Annotated in this window: 20 protein-coding genes; 6 read left to right on the top strand and 14 right to left on the bottom strand. The window is 53.0% G+C overall.

All coding sequences use genetic code 11. The features are described 5' to 3' along the window. Positions 1 to 3 precede the first annotated feature (3 nt). Complete coding sequence (locus BSZ31_RS05135; protein ID WP_105027834.1) at positions 4 to 918, top strand: cation diffusion facilitator family transporter; 915 nt, start codon at positions 4 to 6, stop codon at positions 916 to 918. On the opposite strand, the gene BSZ31_RS17280 is transcribed toward BSZ31_RS05135, so the two are convergent. Continuing rightward, complete coding sequence (locus BSZ31_RS17280) at positions 910 to 1020, bottom strand: MICOS complex subunit MIC60 (RefSeq protein WP_240605654.1); 111 nt, start codon at positions 1018 to 1020, stop codon at positions 910 to 912. The two genes, BSZ31_RS05135 and BSZ31_RS17280, sit on opposite strands and share 9 nt — an antisense overlap. 381 nt (positions 1021 to 1401) lie before the next feature. On the opposite strand from BSZ31_RS17280, the gene BSZ31_RS05130 reads away from it, so the two are divergent. Beyond that, positions 1402 to 1962, top strand: coding sequence for a phosphatase PAP2 family protein (locus BSZ31_RS05130; protein WP_168426853.1), 561 nt, complete (start codon positions 1402 to 1404; stop codon positions 1960 to 1962). Here BSZ31_RS05130 and BSZ31_RS05125 read toward each other — a convergent pair. From BSZ31_RS05125 to BSZ31_RS05115, 3 genes are all read right to left on the bottom strand, one after another. Next, positions 1871 to 3496, bottom strand: a complete 1626-nt coding sequence (locus BSZ31_RS05125) for a phosphoethanolamine transferase (RefSeq protein WP_105029758.1) — start codon at positions 3494 to 3496, stop codon at positions 1871 to 1873. The two genes, BSZ31_RS05130 and BSZ31_RS05125, sit on opposite strands and share 92 nt — an antisense overlap. A gap of 116 nt (positions 3497 to 3612) precedes the next feature. Beyond that, positions 3613 to 4896, bottom strand: coding sequence for an ATP-binding protein (locus tag BSZ31_RS05120; RefSeq protein ID WP_105027832.1), 1284 nt, complete (start codon positions 4894 to 4896; stop codon positions 3613 to 3615). A 32-nt stretch (positions 4897 to 4928) separates the two neighbouring features. After that, on the bottom strand, positions 4929 to 5660 hold the full coding sequence (locus BSZ31_RS05115; RefSeq protein ID WP_105029757.1) for a heavy metal response regulator transcription factor: 732 nt from the start codon (positions 5658 to 5660) through the stop codon (positions 4929 to 4931). Between the two features lie 187 nt (positions 5661 to 5847). Here BSZ31_RS05115 and BSZ31_RS05110 point away from each other — a divergent pair, with 187 nt between their 5' ends. Both BSZ31_RS05110 and BSZ31_RS05105 read left to right on the top strand, forming a co-directional pair. Next, positions 5848 to 6159 (top strand): hypothetical protein, encoded by a 312-nt coding sequence (locus tag BSZ31_RS05110; protein ID WP_105027831.1) that lies wholly within the window; start codon positions 5848 to 5850, stop codon positions 6157 to 6159. Between the two features lie 109 nt (positions 6160 to 6268). Continuing rightward, complete coding sequence (locus BSZ31_RS05105; protein WP_105027830.1) at positions 6269 to 7600, top strand: AarF/ABC1/UbiB kinase family protein; 1332 nt, start codon at positions 6269 to 6271, stop codon at positions 7598 to 7600. On the opposite strand, the gene BSZ31_RS05100 is transcribed toward BSZ31_RS05105, so the two are convergent. From BSZ31_RS05100 to merR, 9 genes are all read right to left on the bottom strand, one after another. Continuing rightward, the gene (locus BSZ31_RS05100; RefSeq protein WP_105027829.1) at positions 7597 to 7926 is read right to left on the bottom strand and encodes a YnfA family protein; all 330 of its coding nucleotides are present in this window, start codon (positions 7924 to 7926) and stop codon (positions 7597 to 7599) included. The two genes, BSZ31_RS05105 and BSZ31_RS05100, sit on opposite strands and share 4 nt — an antisense overlap. A gap of 2 nt (positions 7927 to 7928) precedes the next feature. Continuing rightward, positions 7929 to 8321: a hypothetical protein gene (locus BSZ31_RS05095; RefSeq protein ID WP_240605653.1), complete on the bottom strand. Its 393-nt coding sequence runs from the start codon at positions 8319 to 8321 to the stop codon at positions 7929 to 7931. A 29-nt stretch (positions 8322 to 8350) separates the two neighbouring features. Next, entirely contained in the window at positions 8351 to 11470 is a 3120-nt protein-coding gene (locus BSZ31_RS05090; protein ID WP_105027827.1) for an efflux RND transporter permease subunit, read from the bottom strand. 11 nt (positions 11471 to 11481) lie between these two features. After that, positions 11482 to 12594: an efflux RND transporter periplasmic adaptor subunit gene (locus tag BSZ31_RS05085; protein WP_105027826.1), complete on the bottom strand. Its 1113-nt coding sequence runs from the start codon at positions 12592 to 12594 to the stop codon at positions 11482 to 11484. After that, positions 12591 to 13175 carry a hypothetical protein gene (locus BSZ31_RS05080; RefSeq protein ID WP_105027825.1) on the bottom strand — a complete coding sequence of 195 codons (585 nt, stop codon included), beginning with the start codon at positions 13173 to 13175 and terminating at the stop codon, positions 12591 to 12593. The genes BSZ31_RS05085 and BSZ31_RS05080 overlap by 4 nt, the downstream gene beginning before the upstream one ends. Continuing rightward, positions 13172 to 14419: a TolC family protein gene (locus tag BSZ31_RS05075; RefSeq protein WP_105027824.1), complete on the bottom strand. Its 1248-nt coding sequence runs from the start codon at positions 14417 to 14419 to the stop codon at positions 13172 to 13174. The genes BSZ31_RS05080 and BSZ31_RS05075 overlap by 4 nt, the downstream gene beginning before the upstream one ends. 85 nt (positions 14420 to 14504) lie before the next feature. Next, a complete protein-coding gene (locus BSZ31_RS05070) occupies positions 14505 to 14870 on the bottom strand; it encodes a hypothetical protein (protein WP_240605652.1) in 366 nt (121 codons plus the stop codon). Positions 14871 to 14908: 38 nt separating this feature from the next. Continuing rightward, positions 14909 to 15556, bottom strand: a complete 648-nt coding sequence (locus BSZ31_RS05065; protein ID WP_105027823.1) for a cation transporter — start codon at positions 15554 to 15556, stop codon at positions 14909 to 14911. Between the two features lie 64 nt (positions 15557 to 15620). After that, entirely contained in the window at positions 15621 to 16028 is a 408-nt protein-coding gene (gene merR, locus BSZ31_RS05060) for an Hg(II)-responsive transcriptional regulator (RefSeq protein WP_105027822.1), read from the bottom strand. 68 nt (positions 16029 to 16096) lie between these two features. Between merR and BSZ31_RS05055 the strand changes: the two genes are divergently transcribed. Both BSZ31_RS05055 and BSZ31_RS17275 read left to right on the top strand, forming a co-directional pair. Next, positions 16097 to 16411, top strand: a complete 315-nt coding sequence (locus BSZ31_RS05055) for a mercuric transporter MerT family protein (protein ID WP_105027821.1) — start codon at positions 16097 to 16099, stop codon at positions 16409 to 16411. Between the two features lie 17 nt (positions 16412 to 16428). Beyond that, a complete protein-coding gene (locus BSZ31_RS17275; RefSeq protein WP_105029755.1) occupies positions 16429 to 16638 on the top strand; it encodes a GDCCVxC domain-containing (seleno)protein in 210 nt (69 codons plus the stop codon). Here BSZ31_RS17275 and BSZ31_RS05045 read toward each other — a convergent pair. Continuing rightward, on the bottom strand, positions 16627 to 17934 hold the full coding sequence (locus tag BSZ31_RS05045; protein ID WP_105027820.1) for a DsbA family protein: 1308 nt from the start codon (positions 17932 to 17934) through the stop codon (positions 16627 to 16629). The genes BSZ31_RS17275 and BSZ31_RS05045 overlap by 12 nt on opposite strands. Positions 17935 to 17963 lie beyond the last annotated feature (29 nt).

Genomic DNA, 17963 nt, shown 5'->3' with positions numbered 1-17963 from the left:
AATATGGGCGCAGGACATTCCCATGATGTGAAAGTAGAAGGATACGAAAAACCATTGTGGATTGCTTTGATATTGACCACCAGCTTCATGGTGGCCGAAGTTGTGGGCGGCATATTCACCAACAGCCTGGCTTTGATTTCCGATGCAGCGCACATGTTCACCGACTCGGCAGCATTGGCTATTTCATTGCTGGCCATCCAAATTGGTAAAAAACCGGCTGATACAAAGCGAACATTTGGATACTACCGCTTTGAAATTCTGGCGGCTGCTTTCAATGCAATTCTGCTTTTTGTGGTGGCTATTTATATTTTGGTGGAAGCATACCTGCGAATTTCAAATCCGCCTGATATTCAATCCAACATGATGCTGATCATCGCTTCCCTGGGCCTGCTTGTAAATTTCATCTCCATGAAGCTCCTGAGCCAGTCTAAAGACGACAGCCTGAATGTTAAAGGTGCCTACCTTGAAGTTTGGGCGGATATGCTGGGCTCTGTGGGCGTGATCGTGGGTGCCTTGTTGATTCGATGGACGGGTTGGGGCTGGATCGACTCCGTAATTGCCGTGGGCATCGGGCTTTGGGTGCTGCCACGTGCGTGGGCCCTGTTAAAACAAAGCACACATATTTTGCTGGAGGGCACACCGGAACATTTGAACATTGACGAGATCAAGCAGGCACTGTCGAGCCACTGTGGCGTGGACAGCATTCATGATTTGCATGTGTGGTCCATTTCCAGCGGCAAGTCCAGCTTGTCAGTTCATGTGGTATGCCAGCACCGGGAGGTGGATTGGACTGATTTGCTTCAACAAATTCGCACCATGCTGGCAAACCGGTTTGACTTGCACCACACCACCATTCAGCTTGAGGCTACACCGTGTAGCGATGCGAGTGGAGAACACAGCTACACCGGCTCACCATGAAGCGCCCAGGTCTGCCGGGTTGTTGCTGGCATATGCGAGGCTTCCCCCGGCAATCGCGCTTGCGGTTACAATCAGGGCGGTAAACAATTTTCTCTGTTTCATAATTTCACCCCGTAGTTGAAAGTCAATCAATCAAACAAGTTTGCTTGTGACAGTTCCTACTTTGCCCATGCAAACTTAGCGCAACATTAGATGCGTTTCTGCATCGATGAGTTTTTGAAACTTCCCGGAATCCCTCTTTCTCGGCCCCAGCGAGCCGGTTAAACTGCTCTTATCGCATCAACCCGGTGTAGTGTGGCTACCCTCTCAGGGCCAGGAGATCAATTTGCTGTTTGAAAACCCAACCCGAATTCACCACTGGGCAGTCTGGGCACTGCTAGGTCTGTTCATTGTTTTTCTTAACCGCTACACGGGCTGGGACCAGGCCATTTCGAATGTATTTTTTGATCCGCAGGCAGCGAATTTTCCATTGAAACAAAACCAGTGGCTTGGCCTTCTTCTACACGATGGCTTGCGGCTGGCATTTGGCTGGGTTTTGGTTTTCTGTTGTGCTTAAAACCTTTCAGGCTGAAATATGGGGGAGCAATTGTTTTTATTCTGCTGGTCAGCTTGCTGACCGCACTGGTGGTCAGCGTACTGAAGGCCCAGTCCGTGCACAGTTGCCCTTGGGATTTGAAGCTGTACGGCGGAACAGCCGATTATTTCCGGTTGTTTCAAAACACCCGTGTTGTTGCGAACCCGGGACCCGGAAAATGCTTTCCCAGCGGGCACGCATCCACCGCATTCATGTGGATTGTGTTGTTGTACAGCCCAATGCCGTGGTTGAGGCAACACCGCAGCACAATGACCATCGCGGTGCTGTTGATGGGTGGGCTGGCTGGCGGCGTGCAAATTGCCAAGGGTGCCCATTTTGTAAGCCATGTACTAGCCACAACATGGCTTTGCTGGGGTGTTACCTTGTTTGCCCTTGCTGCTCAAAATGAGCTTTCAAAGCATTGGTGCGCTGCGTGCAAACGCCACTTTCAACCTCGAAAGTCAACATAAGTGCGCAGAACAAGTCGTCGTGCGTGAAGGGATAATCCTTGACCAGCCTCAAGTCGTCAGTACGGTAGTCAAAGTTTTTTCCAAACCACAACACCGAAGCCACATGGGTTTGTTCCCTGGGCGAAAACACATACGGCGCACCATGCAGATACATGCCTTTTTCACCCAGGGACTCGCCGTGGTCGCTCACGTACAGCATGGCAGTTTCATGGCTTGAATCGAATTTTTTCAGCAAAGCAATGGTTTGCGCCAAAAAATGATCTGTGTACAAAATTGCATTGTCGTAGGCGTTGTTGATTTCTTCGTCGGTGCATTTTGACAACTCATTGGTTTTGCACACCGGAGTAAACCGCTCAAACTCTGGCGGGTAGCGTTTATAGTAAGCGGGGCCATGGTTGCCCATTTGATGCAGCACAATCAACAGGTCTTTGCCGGGGTGTTTGCGTATGTGGTCTTCAAGCCCAACCAGCATGCCGGTGTCTCGGCATTCAGAATCGCAAACCGGGTTGATGGCCGGGTCGCGAAAATTCTCGTAGGGCAAACGAAGGGCAACGCCTTTGGAATCGGAATTGTTGTCGCGCCACAAAATTTCAACGCCTAGGCGTTTCAGCACATCCAGCACGTTCTCGAATTGATTGACCTTATCACCATCGAAGCCATCGCGCCCAGCCAGTGAAAACATGCAGGGCACCGACACGGCGGTTGATGTACCGCAGGAAGTAACATTGCCCAGAGAAACCACATCTTCTTTGCCCAACATGGGGTTGGTGGGCTTGGTGTAACCATTCAGTGCAAACCGGTCGGCACGCGCCGTTTCGCCCACCACCAAAACAATCAGTTCTTTGGGGTGCAGCGGGGGTTCATCATGCAATGCGGCGTCTGGCGCAACTGCCTGCACCACCACGGGGCCAGCACTGCCTTTGATTTTGCTGCTGGCCAAGCGAATGGCCGAGTAGGTGAAATACGTGGGGTTGGCGTAAAAGCGCAGGCTTTTGTGTTCACGGAAAAATGAAGCGTATTGGGAGGTAAAAGGCACAATCAACAACACCATGCCTGCCAGCAAACACACACTGAACAATGCCTTGGCGCGAAGTTCTGTTGCAAGGCCCTTTGCCCTGGGCATGCGCCGCAGCACGTACCAGGCAGGTAACACACCCAGAACCAACAAGTACAACAGCATGGAAATCGAAAACAGGTCGCCTGCCTCGGCCGCATTGGTTTGCAAGGTGTTTTCCAGCATGGTTTGGTCAATCACCGTGCCGTAGGTCGACATGAAATACGCCGCCATGCTTGAAGCAATCAAATAAAGAGCCAACACCCAAGGCGCTGCTCGCCCATGGCACAACCATACCAACAACAAAGTGGTGGCCAGGGTAAACAACAAAAATACGGATGCAACAAACAACACATTGCCATCGGAGAGGGGATAGGCTTGCACCAAGCGGCTTGTAAAACTGCCGTTGGCCAAAAGCATAAGGAACGCAGAAACACCTGCGACCCAACGGTTTTGCGGATTGAAAATATTGCGCCACATGGTGTTGTTCCTGATCAATGCAGCCGGCAAAGACGGCTTTTATTTGGTAGCGAAATTGTACACCGATGCCACTGATTTACCATTAGCGTTGCCTCCAGGCGACTTGATCCAGCTCGTTATTGTTTCACTGAGAACCCGATGCGTACCCATTCCCCATCGCACTGGGCAAAGGGTTCACCCCCATGCAAACGGGCAATGGCAGCCACAATCGCCAAGCCCAGACCATGGTTATGCCCACTTTCATTGCGCGATTGATCTACCCGGTAGAAAGGCTCAAACAAATGAGGCACGCTACGCTGGGGAATACACACGCCTTTGTTGCTCACGGTAACGTTGACCAAGCCACTCGCATGCGCAGGTTCAATGTGAATGTGAATGGTGCTGCCCTCTTCGGCATACCGAATCGCATTGGACACCAGGTTGGACAAAGCCCGCTTGACCAATTCGGAATCAATGCGTGCTGAAGCATCGCCGTGCAATTCAAAGTGCAAATGCTTTTCCTCCAGCATGGCCTCCATGTAGTCCATCACCGTCATCACTGGTTCACTCAACTTTTCAACCCAGCGAAAATCGTTGTACTGTCCCTGGCTGGCATGCGACAAAAACAGCATGCTTTGAATAATGCGGTTCATGCGTTGCAGTTCTTCAAGGTGGCTGTGCAAGGCTTCTTTCAAATGCTCGGGATCGGGGTTCTTCTCGCGCAACAACAACTCGTGGCTTACGGTAAGGCTGGACAAAGGCGTGTTCAACTCGTGTGCCACATTGGAGTTAAACGATCGCAACTGTTCCTGATACTGCCCTACCTTGCCCATCAACTTGTTGAACTGCTCAATAACCGGGTAAAGCTCTTCGGGTTCATGGTCGCTTTTGATTCTGGCGTTGATATCTGAAGGATCAAAGTCCGCAATTTTTCGACCAAACTTGTTCAGGGGTTTCAATTCAAACCGGGCCAGTGTGCCGCTCAACAGCATGATGAAAAATCCCCAAACCACTGTAACCGCCGTAAACAGCAAAGCAATGAACTTCAAAAAACGTTTGTCTTCAGACACATCCATGGCCAATTCTAGATCTCGCATGGGCATGCTGCCGCCCAGTCCGTTCAAGGGGTGCATGTAGCTTACTTTGTGCTTCACCTGGCTCAGCAACACTTGCGGGCCATACAACACTTGTCCGTTCTCGCCATGCACTTTGGCACGCACGTTGCCAAGGCTTAACAGCAATTCGTCTACCCGGCCCCACATTTCGGTGGGCAAAAGCTCGCTGTTGCGGACCAACACCTGTTCAACGCTGGAAGCCGCGCGACTGAGAGTGTCCTGGTACCGCATGTCTTGCCACATGCAAATGGCCTGGTAACTGATGATGGCGATAATGCCCACACCCAGAATGCTGAGTATCGACATTTGCAATGAAGATCGCCTTGCTATTGAACGCCTCACGATGGAAGGTCCCCTACGGCCTGCTCATTGGCCTGCTCAACCACCGCGCGTTGTTCCAGCACATAGCCCATGCCGCGCACTGTGTGCAGCAGGGGCGGGTCAAAAGGTTCGTCCATTTTGCTGCGCAAGCGGCGCACCGCCACGTCCACCACATTGGTTTCACTGTCAAAGTGCATGTCCCACACCAGTTCTGCCAACTCGGTGCGTGACAGCACCTCGCCTTTTCTGCGCAACAACAACCACAACAGGCTGAATTCTTTGGCAGTCAAACGCAAATCCTGTCCAGCGCGTTTGGCCTGCCGTTTCACCGCATCCAGTTCAAGGTCTGCCAGGCTGAGGTGACTGCTGTCGGAAGTGGCGCTGGGTTGTCCCTGTGCGCGACGTGCCAGCGCGTGCACACGAGCTACCAACTCGGAGAATGCAAAGGGTTTGGTCAGGTAATCATCGGCACCCGCCTGCAAGCCCTTCACACGGTCTTCCACCATAGAGCGGGCGGTCAGCATGAGCACGGGGATGTTCATGGTTTGACGCAAGGCGGCCAAAACGCCCAAGCCATCCAGGTCGGGCAACATGCCATCTAGGATAATGAGTTCGTAATGGCCCTCGGTGGCCAGGTGCAAACCGTCAATGCCGTTGTGGGCAACATCCACCACAAAGCCTTCCGAGCTCAACCCTTTCTGAAGGTAGCTGGCCAGTTTTTTTTCGTCTTCAATCACCAGAATTTTCATCGAAACTGCACCGCTGCGGCCAAGTAAACACAACACGCAGTATAGAAGCTGGGCCGATATTTTTAAATTACAAATTTGTAATGTGCCTGTGGGCACTTGGTAATTCGAGGCTGCGTAAAGTACGACTCATGCCAACGCAATAACGCAACGGCAAAACTTAGTGAAGTACCTCAAAAGGAGATTTACCATGAACGCACGTCAATTGATCGCCACCTCCGTATTGGCCATTTCAGCATCTGTACCAGCCGTGGTCATGGCCAACCCAGCAACTCAGCAAGGCGATGGCACCAGCCACGTAGTGGCAGCCGAAAGTCAGCGTAACCAAGCTACACGCCAAGCTGTGTTGAATGAATATCAGAAGGCAGTACAAACCGGCGAATTCAGCCCGATCGCAGGTGACGCCAGCGAGACCGCTGAGGTTCAACTGTCAAATACAACCCGCGCCGAAGTACTGAGCAAAATCAATGGTGTTGACCTGACTGAAGGCGATGCCAGCTGATTGAAGAACACCGGTTAATTCACCGGTTTTCAAAGGTGCCTGTGATTCCCCGCACAGGCGCCTTTTGTTTTAAGATGAGGTTCATCTTTGCCTCAAAGCAGTACTCTTCATGTCGTCCAGCAAGAAACCCCCTGCGATCAACAACTCAAACGAATCGGCTGTGCCTTCGGGGCGCTTTGCACGTTTGAGCCGGTTTGGCGCCCTGGCCACCACCGTGGCGGGCTCAGTGGTTAAAAACGGCACAAAACAATTGGCACAAGGCAAACGCCCCAAACTGAGCAGTCTGTTGCTGACCCCCAAAAACGCCCTTCGCGTGGCCGATCAATTGGCCCAACTGCGCGGGGCGGCCATGAAACTGGGGCAATTGGTGTCGATGGACGCGGGCGACATGCTGCCACCGCAACTGGCGGAAATCATGGCCAAACTTCGGCAAGACGCCAAGCACATGCCGCGCAAACAATTGCTGGCCGTGCTCGAAAAAGAATGGGGTGAGAACTGGCGCGAGAGAGTACGCGAATTCAACCTGACACCGATTGCAGCCGCATCCATCGGGCAGGTGCACGAAGCCATTTCACTGGATGGTCAAAAACTGGCCATTAAAATTCAGTACCCCGGTGTGCGCGACAGCATCGACAGCGACATTGACAATGTGGCCACCATTTTGCGTTTCACTGGCTTGGTGCCCAAAACTTTTGATTTGGCTGCATTGCTGGCAGAAGCCAAAAAACAACTGCATGAGGAGGCGGATTACCTGAGGGAAGCCGAGTACATCGCCAAATACACCGAAGCATTGGGCGAAGACGAACGGTTCGAAATTCCCACGGTGAACACCGACCTGACCACGCAGGGCATATTGGCCATGCGCTATGTGGAAGGTATGCCGATTGAACAAATGGCCCATGCCACCCAACCGGTTCGCGACAAAATTGCCACCACCATGTTCCAGTTGTTGTTCAAAGAATTGTTGGGCATGCGCTTGATGCAAACTGACCCTAATTTTGCGAACTACCGCTACAACCCCAAAACAGGCAAAGTGGTATTACTTGATTTTGGTGCCACCCGCAGTTTTGATAAAGAACTGGTGGACGGTTATGTGGACGTGATGAAAGCTGCACAGGCAGGCAGCCGCAGCCTGATGGAAAAGGCCGCGACCCGCATTGGCTATTTCGATTCAAGCACGCAAACCCACCACAGGGAGTTGGTACTTGACTTGATGGATTTGGCCTGCGAGCCTTTTTGCACCAAGGGTTGTTTTGATTTTGGCAACACCGACCTGGCCGCGCGAATTCGCGACAAAGGCTTTGAGCTCGGCGAAGACCGCCAATTCTGGCACGCCCCGCCCATCGACTGCCTGTTCATACACCGCAAGCTGGGTGGGTTGTTTTTGCTGGTCACCCGCTTGAAAGCGCGGGTGGATGTTTCACAGTGCGTGAACACCTAAACCCTGGGCTGAAGCATGATGGTTGCCATGCCTGCAAGTGCAAGCAAGGCCCCAGCCACATCCCACCGTGTCAAGCCAACACCCTCAACCCAGTACAACCAAAGCAAGGCAACGGTGATGTACATGCCACCGTAAGCTGCATACGTTCGGCCAGCGGCTGACGGGTGCAAAGTAAGCAACCACGCAAACAACACAAGAAATCCCACTGCCGGAATCCAGAGCCATGGCGTTTTGTCTTGTTTTAGAACAAGCCATGGCAGGTAACAACCCAGAATTTCAGACACCGCAGTGGCCGCGAACAAGGCAGAGAGTTTCAGCAACTCCATGTTCACTTTGTTTTAAAACGCACAGTGGTTTTCTTCTTGTTTGCAAACTCCACCGTGGCCAGTGCCGTGTAAGCCGGGGTTTTCAGTTCAACACCCTCGCCTTGAAGCACGGTGGAATTGCCGGTTAATACAATCTCTTTCTTTTGCCCATCGTTCAACAAAATCACCTTGCCAGAGGCTTTGCTGAAGTCCACCGGCTCGCCATGATCCATGGCGTACAGCGAAGTGCCCTCAGGCTTTACCACCAACTCAAACTCCATGTGATTGCTTTCAGAGACGATACCGCCGTATTTGGGCTCGGTGCTGTGTATGTCTTTTCCTTGCGCAATTGCCGATACGGTATTCAAACCAAGACCCAGTGCCAGTGCGCACCACAGCAATTTGATTGATTTCATGTTCATTCTCCTTGTTCAAACTAAAAAAATTACAACGCTTGCGCGTCGGCCTGTTCCATCAGTTTTTCAGCATCCTTGCGCCCAAAAACCCAGAACAGTGCAGGGGTTAAAAAAGTGTCCAATAAGGTCGAGCTGATCAGCCCGCTGAAAATAACCACCGCCACAGGATGCAAAATTTCGGTGCCGGGGCGCTCAGCTTCAAACAGCAAAGGGGCCAAGGCAAACGCGGTAACCAGGGCAGTCATCAACACAGGGCTCAGGCGTTCCATAGAGCCTCGAAGAATCATGGACTGTGAAAATTGCTCATGCTCAAACCGCATCAGGTTGATGTAGTGGCTGACTTTCAAAATCCCGTTGCGCACGGAAATTCCAGCCAGCGTAATGAAGCCGATCAGGGCCGCCACCGACAGCGGCTGACCCGACAGCCACAGGCCCAGTACGGCGCCCACCATGGCCAGCGGAATATTGCCCATGATAATGGCCGACAGCCGCACTGACTGGTAACGGCTGTACAACACAGCGAACATCAAAGTGAGCGAAATAATGGACAGAAAACCCACCAGCCGCGTGGCCTCTTCCTGCGCTTCAAACTGCCCACCCAAGGTAATGAAATAGCCCTCAGGCAATTCAAGGCCATCGACTGTGTTGCGAATATCGGCCACCACTTCCGACAAGGCCCGGCCTTGGGCATTGGCAGAAATCACGATTCGGCGCTTGCCATCGTCACGGCTGATCTGGTTGGGGCCATCGCCGTCCTCGACCTGCGCCAGCACCGACAAAGGCACTGCACCCTGGGGCGTTGGAATCAGCAACCGTTCAAGTTGCTGCGGGCCTCGATCCGCTTCAGCCAGCTTCAACACCAAAGCAAAACGCCGGTTGCCTTCCACCACCTGGGTAATTTTCTCGCCTTCGACCAGAGCCTGAAGTGAATGCAGAATATCGGAGGACGACACGCCGTACCGGGAAGCAGCGTCGTAATTGATCCGCACCTTGATTTCCGGAGCCAACACCTGTTTCTCAACTTCAAGATCAACCAGACCATCAATGCGGGCCAACTGCGCACGCAGTTGCTCTGCGGTGCCCCGAAGGGTATCGAGATCTTCACCAAACACCTTGATGGCAATTTGTGAACGCACGCCCGAGAGCATGTGATCAATTCGGTGTGAAATGGGCTGCCCAAGCGCAACGGCTGCCGGCAGGTTCTTAAGCCTTGCCCGAATATCTGCCTGAACTTCGGCCATGGGGCGTGTCATTTCACTGGCGGGAATCAAACCCAAATCCAGTTCAGACACATGCACACCCTCGGCATGCTCGTCCAGTTCAGCCCTGCCGCTACGCCGACCCACATGGGTAATTTCCGGAACACCCTGAAGCAGCAATTCGGCCTGCGAAGCCAGCTTTGACGATTCTTCCAAAGTAACGCCCGGATTCAAGCGCATGCCGATCAACAAGGTACCCTCGTTAAACGGTGGCAAAAATGTTTTGGCAAAAAACGGCACTGAAACACCCGCAATCAACACTGCCACCACACCGGCCGCAATGGCAGCCTTCGGCTTGTTTAAAACGGGCATCAGGCTTTGCTGATACCTGGCCTTCAACCATGCCAGTACCTTGGTGTCGCCATGGTCCAGGTTCTTGATGCGCGGCAGCAAGTAATACGACAACACCGGCGTTACTGTGACCGACACAATCAGCGAGGCCAGCGTGGACACAATGAACGCAATGCCCAAAGGCACAAACAGCTTGCCTTCAATGCCCGGCAACGCAAACAGCGGAATAAACACCAGCACAATAATGGCCGTGGCGTACACAATGCCGGTTCGCACTTCCAGCGATGCTTTTCGAACCAGTGCGATCAGGTCGAATGAGGCACCGGGGTGCCTGGCCCGTTGCTCTTTCAAACGGCGAAGAATGTTTTCCACGTCCACCACCGCATCATCAACCAAACCACCGATGGCAATGGCCAAACCGCCCAGGGTCATGGTGTTGATGGACAAACCAAAGTAGTTAAACACCAGGGCGGTCATGAAAATGGACACGGGTATTGCCGTAAGCGCGATCACCGTAGGGCGCAAAGTGCCCAGAAAGAAAAACAGCACTGCAGCAACAAACACCGAGGCACCAATCAACTTGCCTTGCAAGGTTGAAATGGATGATTCAATAAAACTTGCCTGCCGAAAAGTAACCCGTGGTTTTTCCATGCCTTCGGGCAAGTTGCTGCTCATGCCAACCAAAGCCTCTTCAATGCGATTGGTCAGGCTGATGGTATCGGCACTGGGTTGTTTTTGAATGCCCAGAATGACGGCCGGCTTGCCTTCATAGCCTGCATCGCCCCGCTTCACGGCCGCTGCAAAATCCACTTGAGCAACTTGTTTAAGCAACACGGCCTGACCACTTCGGGAACCCACTGCCACATTGCGCAAGTCATCCAGTGACGAAGTTCTGCCCAAATGTCGAATCAGGTACTCGCGGCCATTGAGCGACAAAAAACCGCCCGAGGTGTTGGACGCAAAACCGCTTAGGGCCTGCTGCACGTTTTCAATCGTGATGCCCAGTTCAACCATGCGCTGCAAATTGGGCTGTACTTGAAACTGCCGCACCTCGCCACCAATGGGAATGACCTGCGCCACACCCTGAATGGACAACAAACGGGGCCTTAACACCCAGTCGGCGTATTCACGCACTTGCATCGGCGAGATTTTTTTCACGTCAATCGGTATGGCGATCTGCATGATCTCGCCCATGATGGAACTGACCGGCCCCATGGTTGGTGCAACCCCGGAAGGAATGGATTCTTCCATGCTGGAAAGCCGTTCTGAAACCATTTGCCGTGCGCGGTAAATTTCAGTATCCCAATTGAACGTCACGTAGATGAACGACAAACCTGCACTGGATACCGAACGGATTACTTCCACCCCCGGCAAGCCGTTCAGCGCGGTTTCCAGTGGAAAGGTAATCAGTTGTTCCACTTCTTCCGAGGCCATGCCCCCGGCCTCGGTAATCACCGTAACGGTGGGTTTGTTCAAATCGGGAAACACATCCACCGGAGTCTGGGTGAGTGTGAATGCACCGTACAAGGTCAGGATAAGTGCGGCCAACAACACCAACAGCCGGTTCTTCAGGCTGCTGTCGAGTAAAAACTGAAACATGACAAAGCCCCTTATCGAACCTGGTTAATCAGGGTTGCGCCCTGAACAACCACGCGTTCACCGCCGGAAAGTCCACCACGAACCAACACCTCAAGTCCGTTGAGCGGTTCGGTCAACACCACCATAGGCTCGAAAACTTCAGGCTCCTTTTTCACCCACACAATGGTTTGATTCGACGCATTCTTGACCACTGCAGCACTGGGCACAGCCACGGCATCAACGCCCCCGGACTGTTCCGCATACACCTTCAGCAATTGTCCGGTCGGAAAACTTGTGTTTTTCAGCCCCCGTGCTTCGAATGCCAATGTCAATGCCTGGTCCTTTACACTGCTTGCCGCACCCAGGTACTTCAGCTTTACCCCCTTTTCACCGGCTTGAACGCGGGCGGATTGAAAATCGGGAACCACGCCAGACTCGTACCAGCTTGCCTCTACACGCACCACTGCCGGGTCAACAATTTCAAACAACACATCTCCTTCCGAAAAAACCTTGCCGGAAATGGCCATGGATGACGCCACAATGCCGGTGGACGGCGCACGCAATGTTTCTCTTGAAGCAATGCCGCCAGCCAAGGCCGCCACCTGGCCCTTCAGGCTTTGAACCTGGGCCTGGGCAGCGTCAATTTCCTTTTTTGGTACGGTGTCTGCAAGCTGCAAAAGACGCTCCAGTCGCTTCTCGGTCAAGGTCAGTTCAGACCTCAGTTGAGCAAGTTGTGCCTGTTGCGATGATTTTTCCAAGGCGGCTTGCGGTGTTTGAATGAATCCGAGCACTTGACCCTTTTTCACTTGTTGGCCCAATTGCGGAACACCTTGACCCGGTGGTACAAAACTTCCACCCAGGGTGGTTTGAACAATGCCCCCGGTTTGCGGATCCAGTGCCACCTTGCCGTTCAGTTCAATCACCTTGGCCTGGGGCTTGATCTCGGTTTTCAAAGTGCGAATACCCAATTGGCGCTGGGCAGGCTTGGGCAAAAAAACCTCGCCCGTGGCTTGCCGTTTGGGGCCATCACCCAGGGTTTGCTCGACTGCTTCATCGCCATGATCATGGCCAGGGCCCGCGTAAATATTGAAAGGACTAAAAAGGCCGAACACCAAGACCGAGAGTGCAAAATTTTTGTTGATCATGATTGTTTGCCTTCCTTCATTTTTTTTCGTACAAACCCAACAACAGGCAAACCGAGAAGCAACATGCCGCCCAAGCCATACAACACCCATTCCCAGGCATGTGAATGGGATTCCTCATCGGTGGCGTGGTCGTCTGCATGCGACAGGTCAAGTTGACCGGCCAGCAGATCGGTGAGTTCACCAGATGAAACTGTCAAGGCCACCGACACGGATCCCTCAGACAAACCCTCAGGCAGCACCGCATCAAATTCACCCACGGCATGCAACTCAACGGGTATCGAGCTTCCATTGAGCTCCAAATCAAGCTCCGCATTTTCAACTGGTGCATTGGTGGCGGTATGGTCAATGTAAATTTCCAGCGTGCGACCTTTCAAAATACCCACCGCTTCGAACAGGTCCGATTCCATCACCACCCGTGGCGACGCTTCGCCAGTGGCTGTCGGCTCTTCATCACCGTGATCATGTCCGGGGCCTGCAAAACTGCTTGGTGTCGTAAAAAGGGCGAGTGCAACAAACACAGCACCCATGTAAGTCGATTTTGAATTGATGTATTTCATGGCATGAATCTCTTTGATCGTCATGGTAAAAGTCCAAGTGCCTGTTTGTAGGCAGAGACTTTGGCGGCATATTCCACGGCAGACTTTCGGGCAAGCCTGTTGGCTTCAAAGGCCTGTTGTTCAAAGCGCAGCAGGGTTGGAAGATCGGTTTCCCCCAAGTCGAATGAACGCCGATACAGCCGATACGTTTTATCGGCCAGGTCAGCCTGCTCCAGTGCAGACGTTTTTAACTGGGAAAACATGTCCAGGTTGCCCTCCGCAGCGCGGCTGCGCGCAACCACCGACCTTTGCGTTTTAACCAGCAGGGCCTGTGCGGCAAGCTGATCACTTTCGGCCTGCAATACCCGGCTTTGATACTCTGAAGAATTGCCCAGCGGTATGCGGGTTGACACCACAAGCGATTTTTCGCTTATTGATGAAAATGCGCCACGGTCACTGATCACCGCGAGCCCCAATTCGGGATTGGCTCTGGCCTGGGTTTGTACCAGATCAGCCTGTCGCTGCTGTGCATTCAGTTGCGCCTGTGCCAGCTTCAGGGCAGGATGATCCAGCGGTTTCAAGCCATTGGGAATGTCAGTGCTTTCAGTTTGAATGCGAGACAGTGTTGACACAGGCAAACCAATCATCGCGGCATATTCCGCGCTAAGGTCTCCCAAAGCGCCCAATGCACGCCCAAGGTCGGCCTTGGACTGGGCATACAATGCAGAAGCCTGATAGAAATCAGTCTGTGCCAGTTCCCCGGCCATGACACGTCTATCCACATCCACCATCAATTCCTTGGCAGTTTTGGTCCGGGCCTGTGCAATTTCAACATCCAGATTGGCAGCCAGGGTATCCCACAGGGTTTGGCGAACCAGACCAGCAAGTTCCAGCTTCGTCTGCTCAAGCTGCTTCTTGGCAAGCTCGATTTCACTGTCGCGCAGCGCCTGTGTCCGGCTGCGTTCGTTCCAGTTCCAGATTGGGGCAGACAAGCCCAGCTCGAGCTCCCGCAGGCCCTGATTGTTGTAGTTGCGGTCGGTTCGATAAGAACCTTCTACAGAAAGAGGCGCTGCAGTGAAGGCGTTTGCCGCACTGCGTCGGGCCTCAAGCGCCGCCAGTCGTTTGCCTTGGGCTTGAATCTCGGGATCCAAGCTTAATGCAGATTCAAACGCAAGACGAACCGTCAATTCGGTTTCCACTTCGACGGCCGACTCGGCAAATGCCGAGGCCATCGTGCTGACCATTAAGAAAGCCAGGCAAGTGGACACCACACGATGTGGTGAATACATGGATTCTCTCCAAACAAAAGCTGATGAAATTTCAGTCTTGAGCCGGCATAGGCAGGCCAAAACGGACAACTAACTCAGGTTTTGTTCAGGCCCATTTCGGGCGTTCGATGCGGTTTGAAGAAAAAGATTGAAAGCCCGTGAATTGATCAGATTCCTGATCCAGGGCATGGGGAAGCATTTCAATGGTCAACAGGCTGGGCAGCACACTCGCACTGTGAGCATGGCAGTGGTGGTGGTCGGCATCACATGTCGATTTACCCGCGTTGTCTTGACGGCTTTGCGTATCGGCAGAGGTACTTGAGTGATCATGATTACCGTGAGAATGACCAACCGCTTGAAGCGACGAAGCATGCCCTGAGTCGTGCACGTGATACAACTCCACCGCGGCCCAAAGGCTTTGCAGCGGAAGCATCATGATCAACAACAGAACATAAATTTTTGTCATGGGCATGAGAGTAACACAGACAGAAAAAGGTTCAATACCTCAAATCAATGAGAATGTGCACCGGTGATTGCCTCACCCCGTATTTCAGCCCTTGCCTGCTTGATCACACTGAATGAGGCGGTCAAACCGAGTGTGGCCATGAGCGCCGCCACCGCCAAGTCGGGCCAGGCTGTTTGCGTAACCCCCACCAACAATGCAGCACCCAACACAGCGAGGTTGCCGATTGCATCGTTGCGGCTGCACAGCCACACCGAGCGCATGTTGGAGTCGCCATTGCGATAACGGTACTGAATGGCTGCAACACCCACATTCACACTCAAAGCCATTAAACCCACGATACCCATGGTGGCGTAAGAAGGTACCTGGCCGTGCATGGCTGCATACCCGGCAAAACCCAATACACCAACACCATACAGCCCCATGCACACCCCTTTGAGAAAGGCAGCTTTGGCACGGGTTTGAAGCGCCATGCCCAACACAAACAGGGACAAGGCATAGTTGACCGCATCGCCACCAAAGTCGAGCGAATCGGCAAGCAGAGAAACGGAACCTGCCGACCAACTAGCGCCCACTTCAATGAAGAACATGGCTGCGTTCGCAATCAGCGCGATCCACAATACCTTGCGAAAACCGGGATTGTTTGCAGCAGACTTGGCCGCTTCATCAGAGGGGCAATGGTTGCAACCGGGCATGAAATTTCCTTAATCAGTACTTGATTTACTTTATTAGAAACCCTGACATGGTGACAAGGTCAAGCTATTCATCGCCCACCAATGCATCAATAATGGGGCAATTGGTCGATTTGTCTGTAGCATTACACTGCGCTACAAGCTGCTGCAAAGTATCCTGCATTTTTACAAGGTCTTGAATTCGTGAGCTGATGGACTCCAGCTTGCTTTCAGCCAATACCTGCGTTTCACGACAGGAACTCGCATTGCCCAACGCTAGCAGTTCAGCCACCTCGGACAGGGTAAAACCCAAGGCCTGCGCTCGCTTGATAAAGCGGATCTGCTTGATGTCCCGTGGACCATATTTACGGGCGCCCTGAAGGGGTTTTGCAGGTTGTGCAAGCATGCCCACGCGCTGGTAGTAACGAATGGTTTCAACATTCACGCCCGCTGCCTGGGCCAACCCGCCGATACTTAATGTGTGTTTTTGAATCATGCCTGTTGACTCCGTACTTAGGTACGGCTTTCACAATATCACTTCCTAATGCATTGAGAAATACCAACATGACAACACCTCAAAATACCGGCACCCTGATTGCGACCGCACTCGCGGCATTCGGGGCTTCCGTTTGCTGCCTTGGTCCGCTGCTGCTGCTGGCTATGGGCGTGGGAAGCAGTGCATCAATCGGCATATTTGCTGCGTTGGAACCCTACCGACCCGTTTTTATGGTGATCACGATCAGCTTGCTGGCATTTGCTTACTACAAAATGTTCTGGCGCAAGGAGGGTTGCAACGCTTGCAGCCGCGGTCAGAAGCTGATTTACTGGTTAATCGCCGTGCTTTCAATGCTCATGTTGGCAGTGCCATGGTTCATGTAAAAGCGGGGGAACGCACCATGACTGAAGTTGTACGTGAGTCGATTTTGACTTGTCCAAGTTGCGGCAAAAGCACCCTTTGCGTAATGCCAACGGACGCCTGCCTGTTTTTCTTCAAGTGTGAACACTGCAATATTTTGTTGAAACCCAAACCTGGAGATTGCTGTGTTTTTTGCTCGTATGGGTCGGTGAAATGCCCACCCGTTCAGCAAGGCAAATCAGGTTGCTAAGTGAAATTTCAAAGCTTCATGCACAGCCCACAGGCGGTCTTGCCCCCACACCACCGTATTGCCCACCTTGAATGAGGGCACCCCCCACAAACCAGCGGCAAACAGCTCCTCTCTGTTGGCTGTGGCCCGCTCGCGCCAGGCCTCGTGCTGCAGGGCCACTTCTGCACCTTCCCAACGCAAACCAGCGCGTTCTACAATTTTTTTCAAACCTTTGTCGCTTCCGGCGTCAATGCCTTCAGCCCACACACCCTGCATGTAGGAAAGCACAAATTCTTGCCCCTTGCTGTGCTGTTCGGCAAACGGAATCAAGGCAAGGCCGCGCTCGGTGGGTTTGCCCACGGGGTCGTTCAAACGACCAAAAGGAATGTTACGCACATGCGCTTCCCGGGCGGTGTCGTACACAATGTATTCGCGCTTCACCTTGGGCACGGGCAAGCCGCGCATCACCATGGGCAATACAAAACGCAAATTAACTTTCGCGCCAGTCAGGCGGCCCAACTCGAAAATGCGGGGGGCCACAATGGCGGAATAGGGGCTGCGGAAGGAAAAGAAGAAATCAATGTCTGGCGGGTTCTCCAGTGGTTTGGCGTGCTCAAGACCATCGTCTGCAGGAAACAACAAGGCAATGGCCCCATTGGCTTGCGCACCCAAAGCCTGCAAGCGCTGCTCGAGGTGGTACAGGCGATCGATGCCCCAGTACCACTCGCCCTCGTAATACAACATGCCGCCCAGGTAGTGCCCTAATTTGTCTCGCAACCCGTCGGCCTGTGCAATGTGGTTTTGCACATCTTGGCTGGACACCGGTTTCAATGCATTGAATTGCTCGGGAGGCATTTGGGTTTCATCGCTGGCCCACAACCACTGGCCCACCAAGGCCACATGCTCAACAAACTGCCCGCCTTGAATGGCTGCCACCAAAGTGTGGGCAGCCTGACGGGCACGCGCTAAGGCGGGCTGCCGGCCATGGTCAACAAAACTCAAACTGTGGCGCTGCGCCAGCAAAGCGGCATCCACTCGGCTGTAGGCCACCAGTTTTTCCCGTTCAGGTGCGGCCGAATCGGGTGGGGGGCTCACCACATGTGGCTTCAATTCAATGTTGTAACGTGCCAAAAACCGCGGCAAAGCCTGGGCCACCAAATGGCTGTAGGGGTCATCCACCTGGTGAAAGTAATAAACCTCGTGGGAGCGGCCAGAGGCCAGCCGGGCTTTTTCGGCCTTGGCGCGTTGGGCGAGCAGGGTAGTGCGCGCAAACCGGTGCTGGGTGATCATGGGCATCAACAGGGTTTTTAAACGCATGGTGCCACCTTTGAAGTTTACATACTGTC

The organism is Limnobacter sp. SAORIC-690 (assembly GCF_002954425.1).
Classification (GTDB): domain Bacteria; phylum Pseudomonadota; class Gammaproteobacteria; order Burkholderiales; family Burkholderiaceae_B; genus Limnobacter; species Limnobacter profundi.
The sequence above is the reverse complement of the archived record's forward strand: the minus strand, read 5'-3'. Positions and strand labels throughout refer to the sequence as shown.

Coding starts and splice junctions, on each gene's coding strand:
- BSZ31_RS05135 (WP_105027834.1), top strand. CDS start 4: ATGGGCGCAGGACATTCCCATGATGTGAAAGTAGAAGGATACGAAAAA.
- BSZ31_RS17280 (WP_240605654.1), bottom strand. CDS start 1,020: ATGAAACAGAGAAAATTGTTTACCGCCCTGATTGTAACCGCAAGCGCG.
- BSZ31_RS05125 (WP_105029758.1), bottom strand. CDS start 3,496: ATGTGGCGCAATATTTTCAATCCGCAAAACCGTTGGGTCGCAGGTGTT.
- BSZ31_RS05120 (WP_105027832.1), bottom strand. CDS start 4,896: ATGTCGATACTCAGCATTCTGGGTGTGGGCATTATCGCCATCATCAGT.
- BSZ31_RS05115 (WP_105029757.1), bottom strand. CDS start 5,660: ATGAAAATTCTGGTGATTGAAGACGAAAAAAAACTGGCCAGCTACCTT.
- BSZ31_RS05110 (WP_105027831.1), top strand. CDS start 5,848: ATGAACGCACGTCAATTGATCGCCACCTCCGTATTGGCCATTTCAGCA.
- BSZ31_RS05105 (WP_105027830.1), top strand. CDS start 6,269: ATGTCGTCCAGCAAGAAACCCCCTGCGATCAACAACTCAAACGAATCG.
- BSZ31_RS05100 (WP_105027829.1), bottom strand. CDS start 7,926: ATGGAGTTGCTGAAACTCTCTGCCTTGTTCGCGGCCACTGCGGTGTCT.
- BSZ31_RS05095 (WP_240605653.1), bottom strand. CDS start 8,321: ATGAAATCAATCAAATTGCTGTGGTGCGCACTGGCACTGGGTCTTGGT.
- BSZ31_RS05090 (WP_105027827.1), bottom strand. CDS start 11,470: ATGTTTCAGTTTTTACTCGACAGCAGCCTGAAGAACCGGCTGTTGGTG.
- BSZ31_RS05085 (WP_105027826.1), bottom strand. CDS start 12,594: ATGATCAACAAAAATTTTGCACTCTCGGTCTTGGTGTTCGGCCTTTTT.
- BSZ31_RS05080 (WP_105027825.1), bottom strand. CDS start 13,175: ATGACGATCAAAGAGATTCATGCCATGAAATACATCAATTCAAAATCG.
- BSZ31_RS05075 (WP_105027824.1), bottom strand. CDS start 14,419: ATGTATTCACCACATCGTGTGGTGTCCACTTGCCTGGCTTTCTTAATG.
- BSZ31_RS05070 (WP_240605652.1), bottom strand. CDS start 14,870: ATGCCCATGACAAAAATTTATGTTCTGTTGTTGATCATGATGCTTCCG.
- BSZ31_RS05065 (WP_105027823.1), bottom strand. CDS start 15,556: ATGCCCGGTTGCAACCATTGCCCCTCTGATGAAGCGGCCAAGTCTGCT.
- merR (WP_105027822.1), bottom strand. CDS start 16,028: ATGATTCAAAAACACACATTAAGTATCGGCGGGTTGGCCCAGGCAGCG.
- BSZ31_RS05055 (WP_105027821.1), top strand. CDS start 16,097: ATGACAACACCTCAAAATACCGGCACCCTGATTGCGACCGCACTCGCG.
- BSZ31_RS17275 (WP_105029755.1), top strand. CDS start 16,429: ATGACTGAAGTTGTACGTGAGTCGATTTTGACTTGTCCAAGTTGCGGC.
- BSZ31_RS05045 (WP_105027820.1), bottom strand. CDS start 17,934: ATGCGTTTAAAAACCCTGTTGATGCCCATGATCACCCAGCACCGGTTT.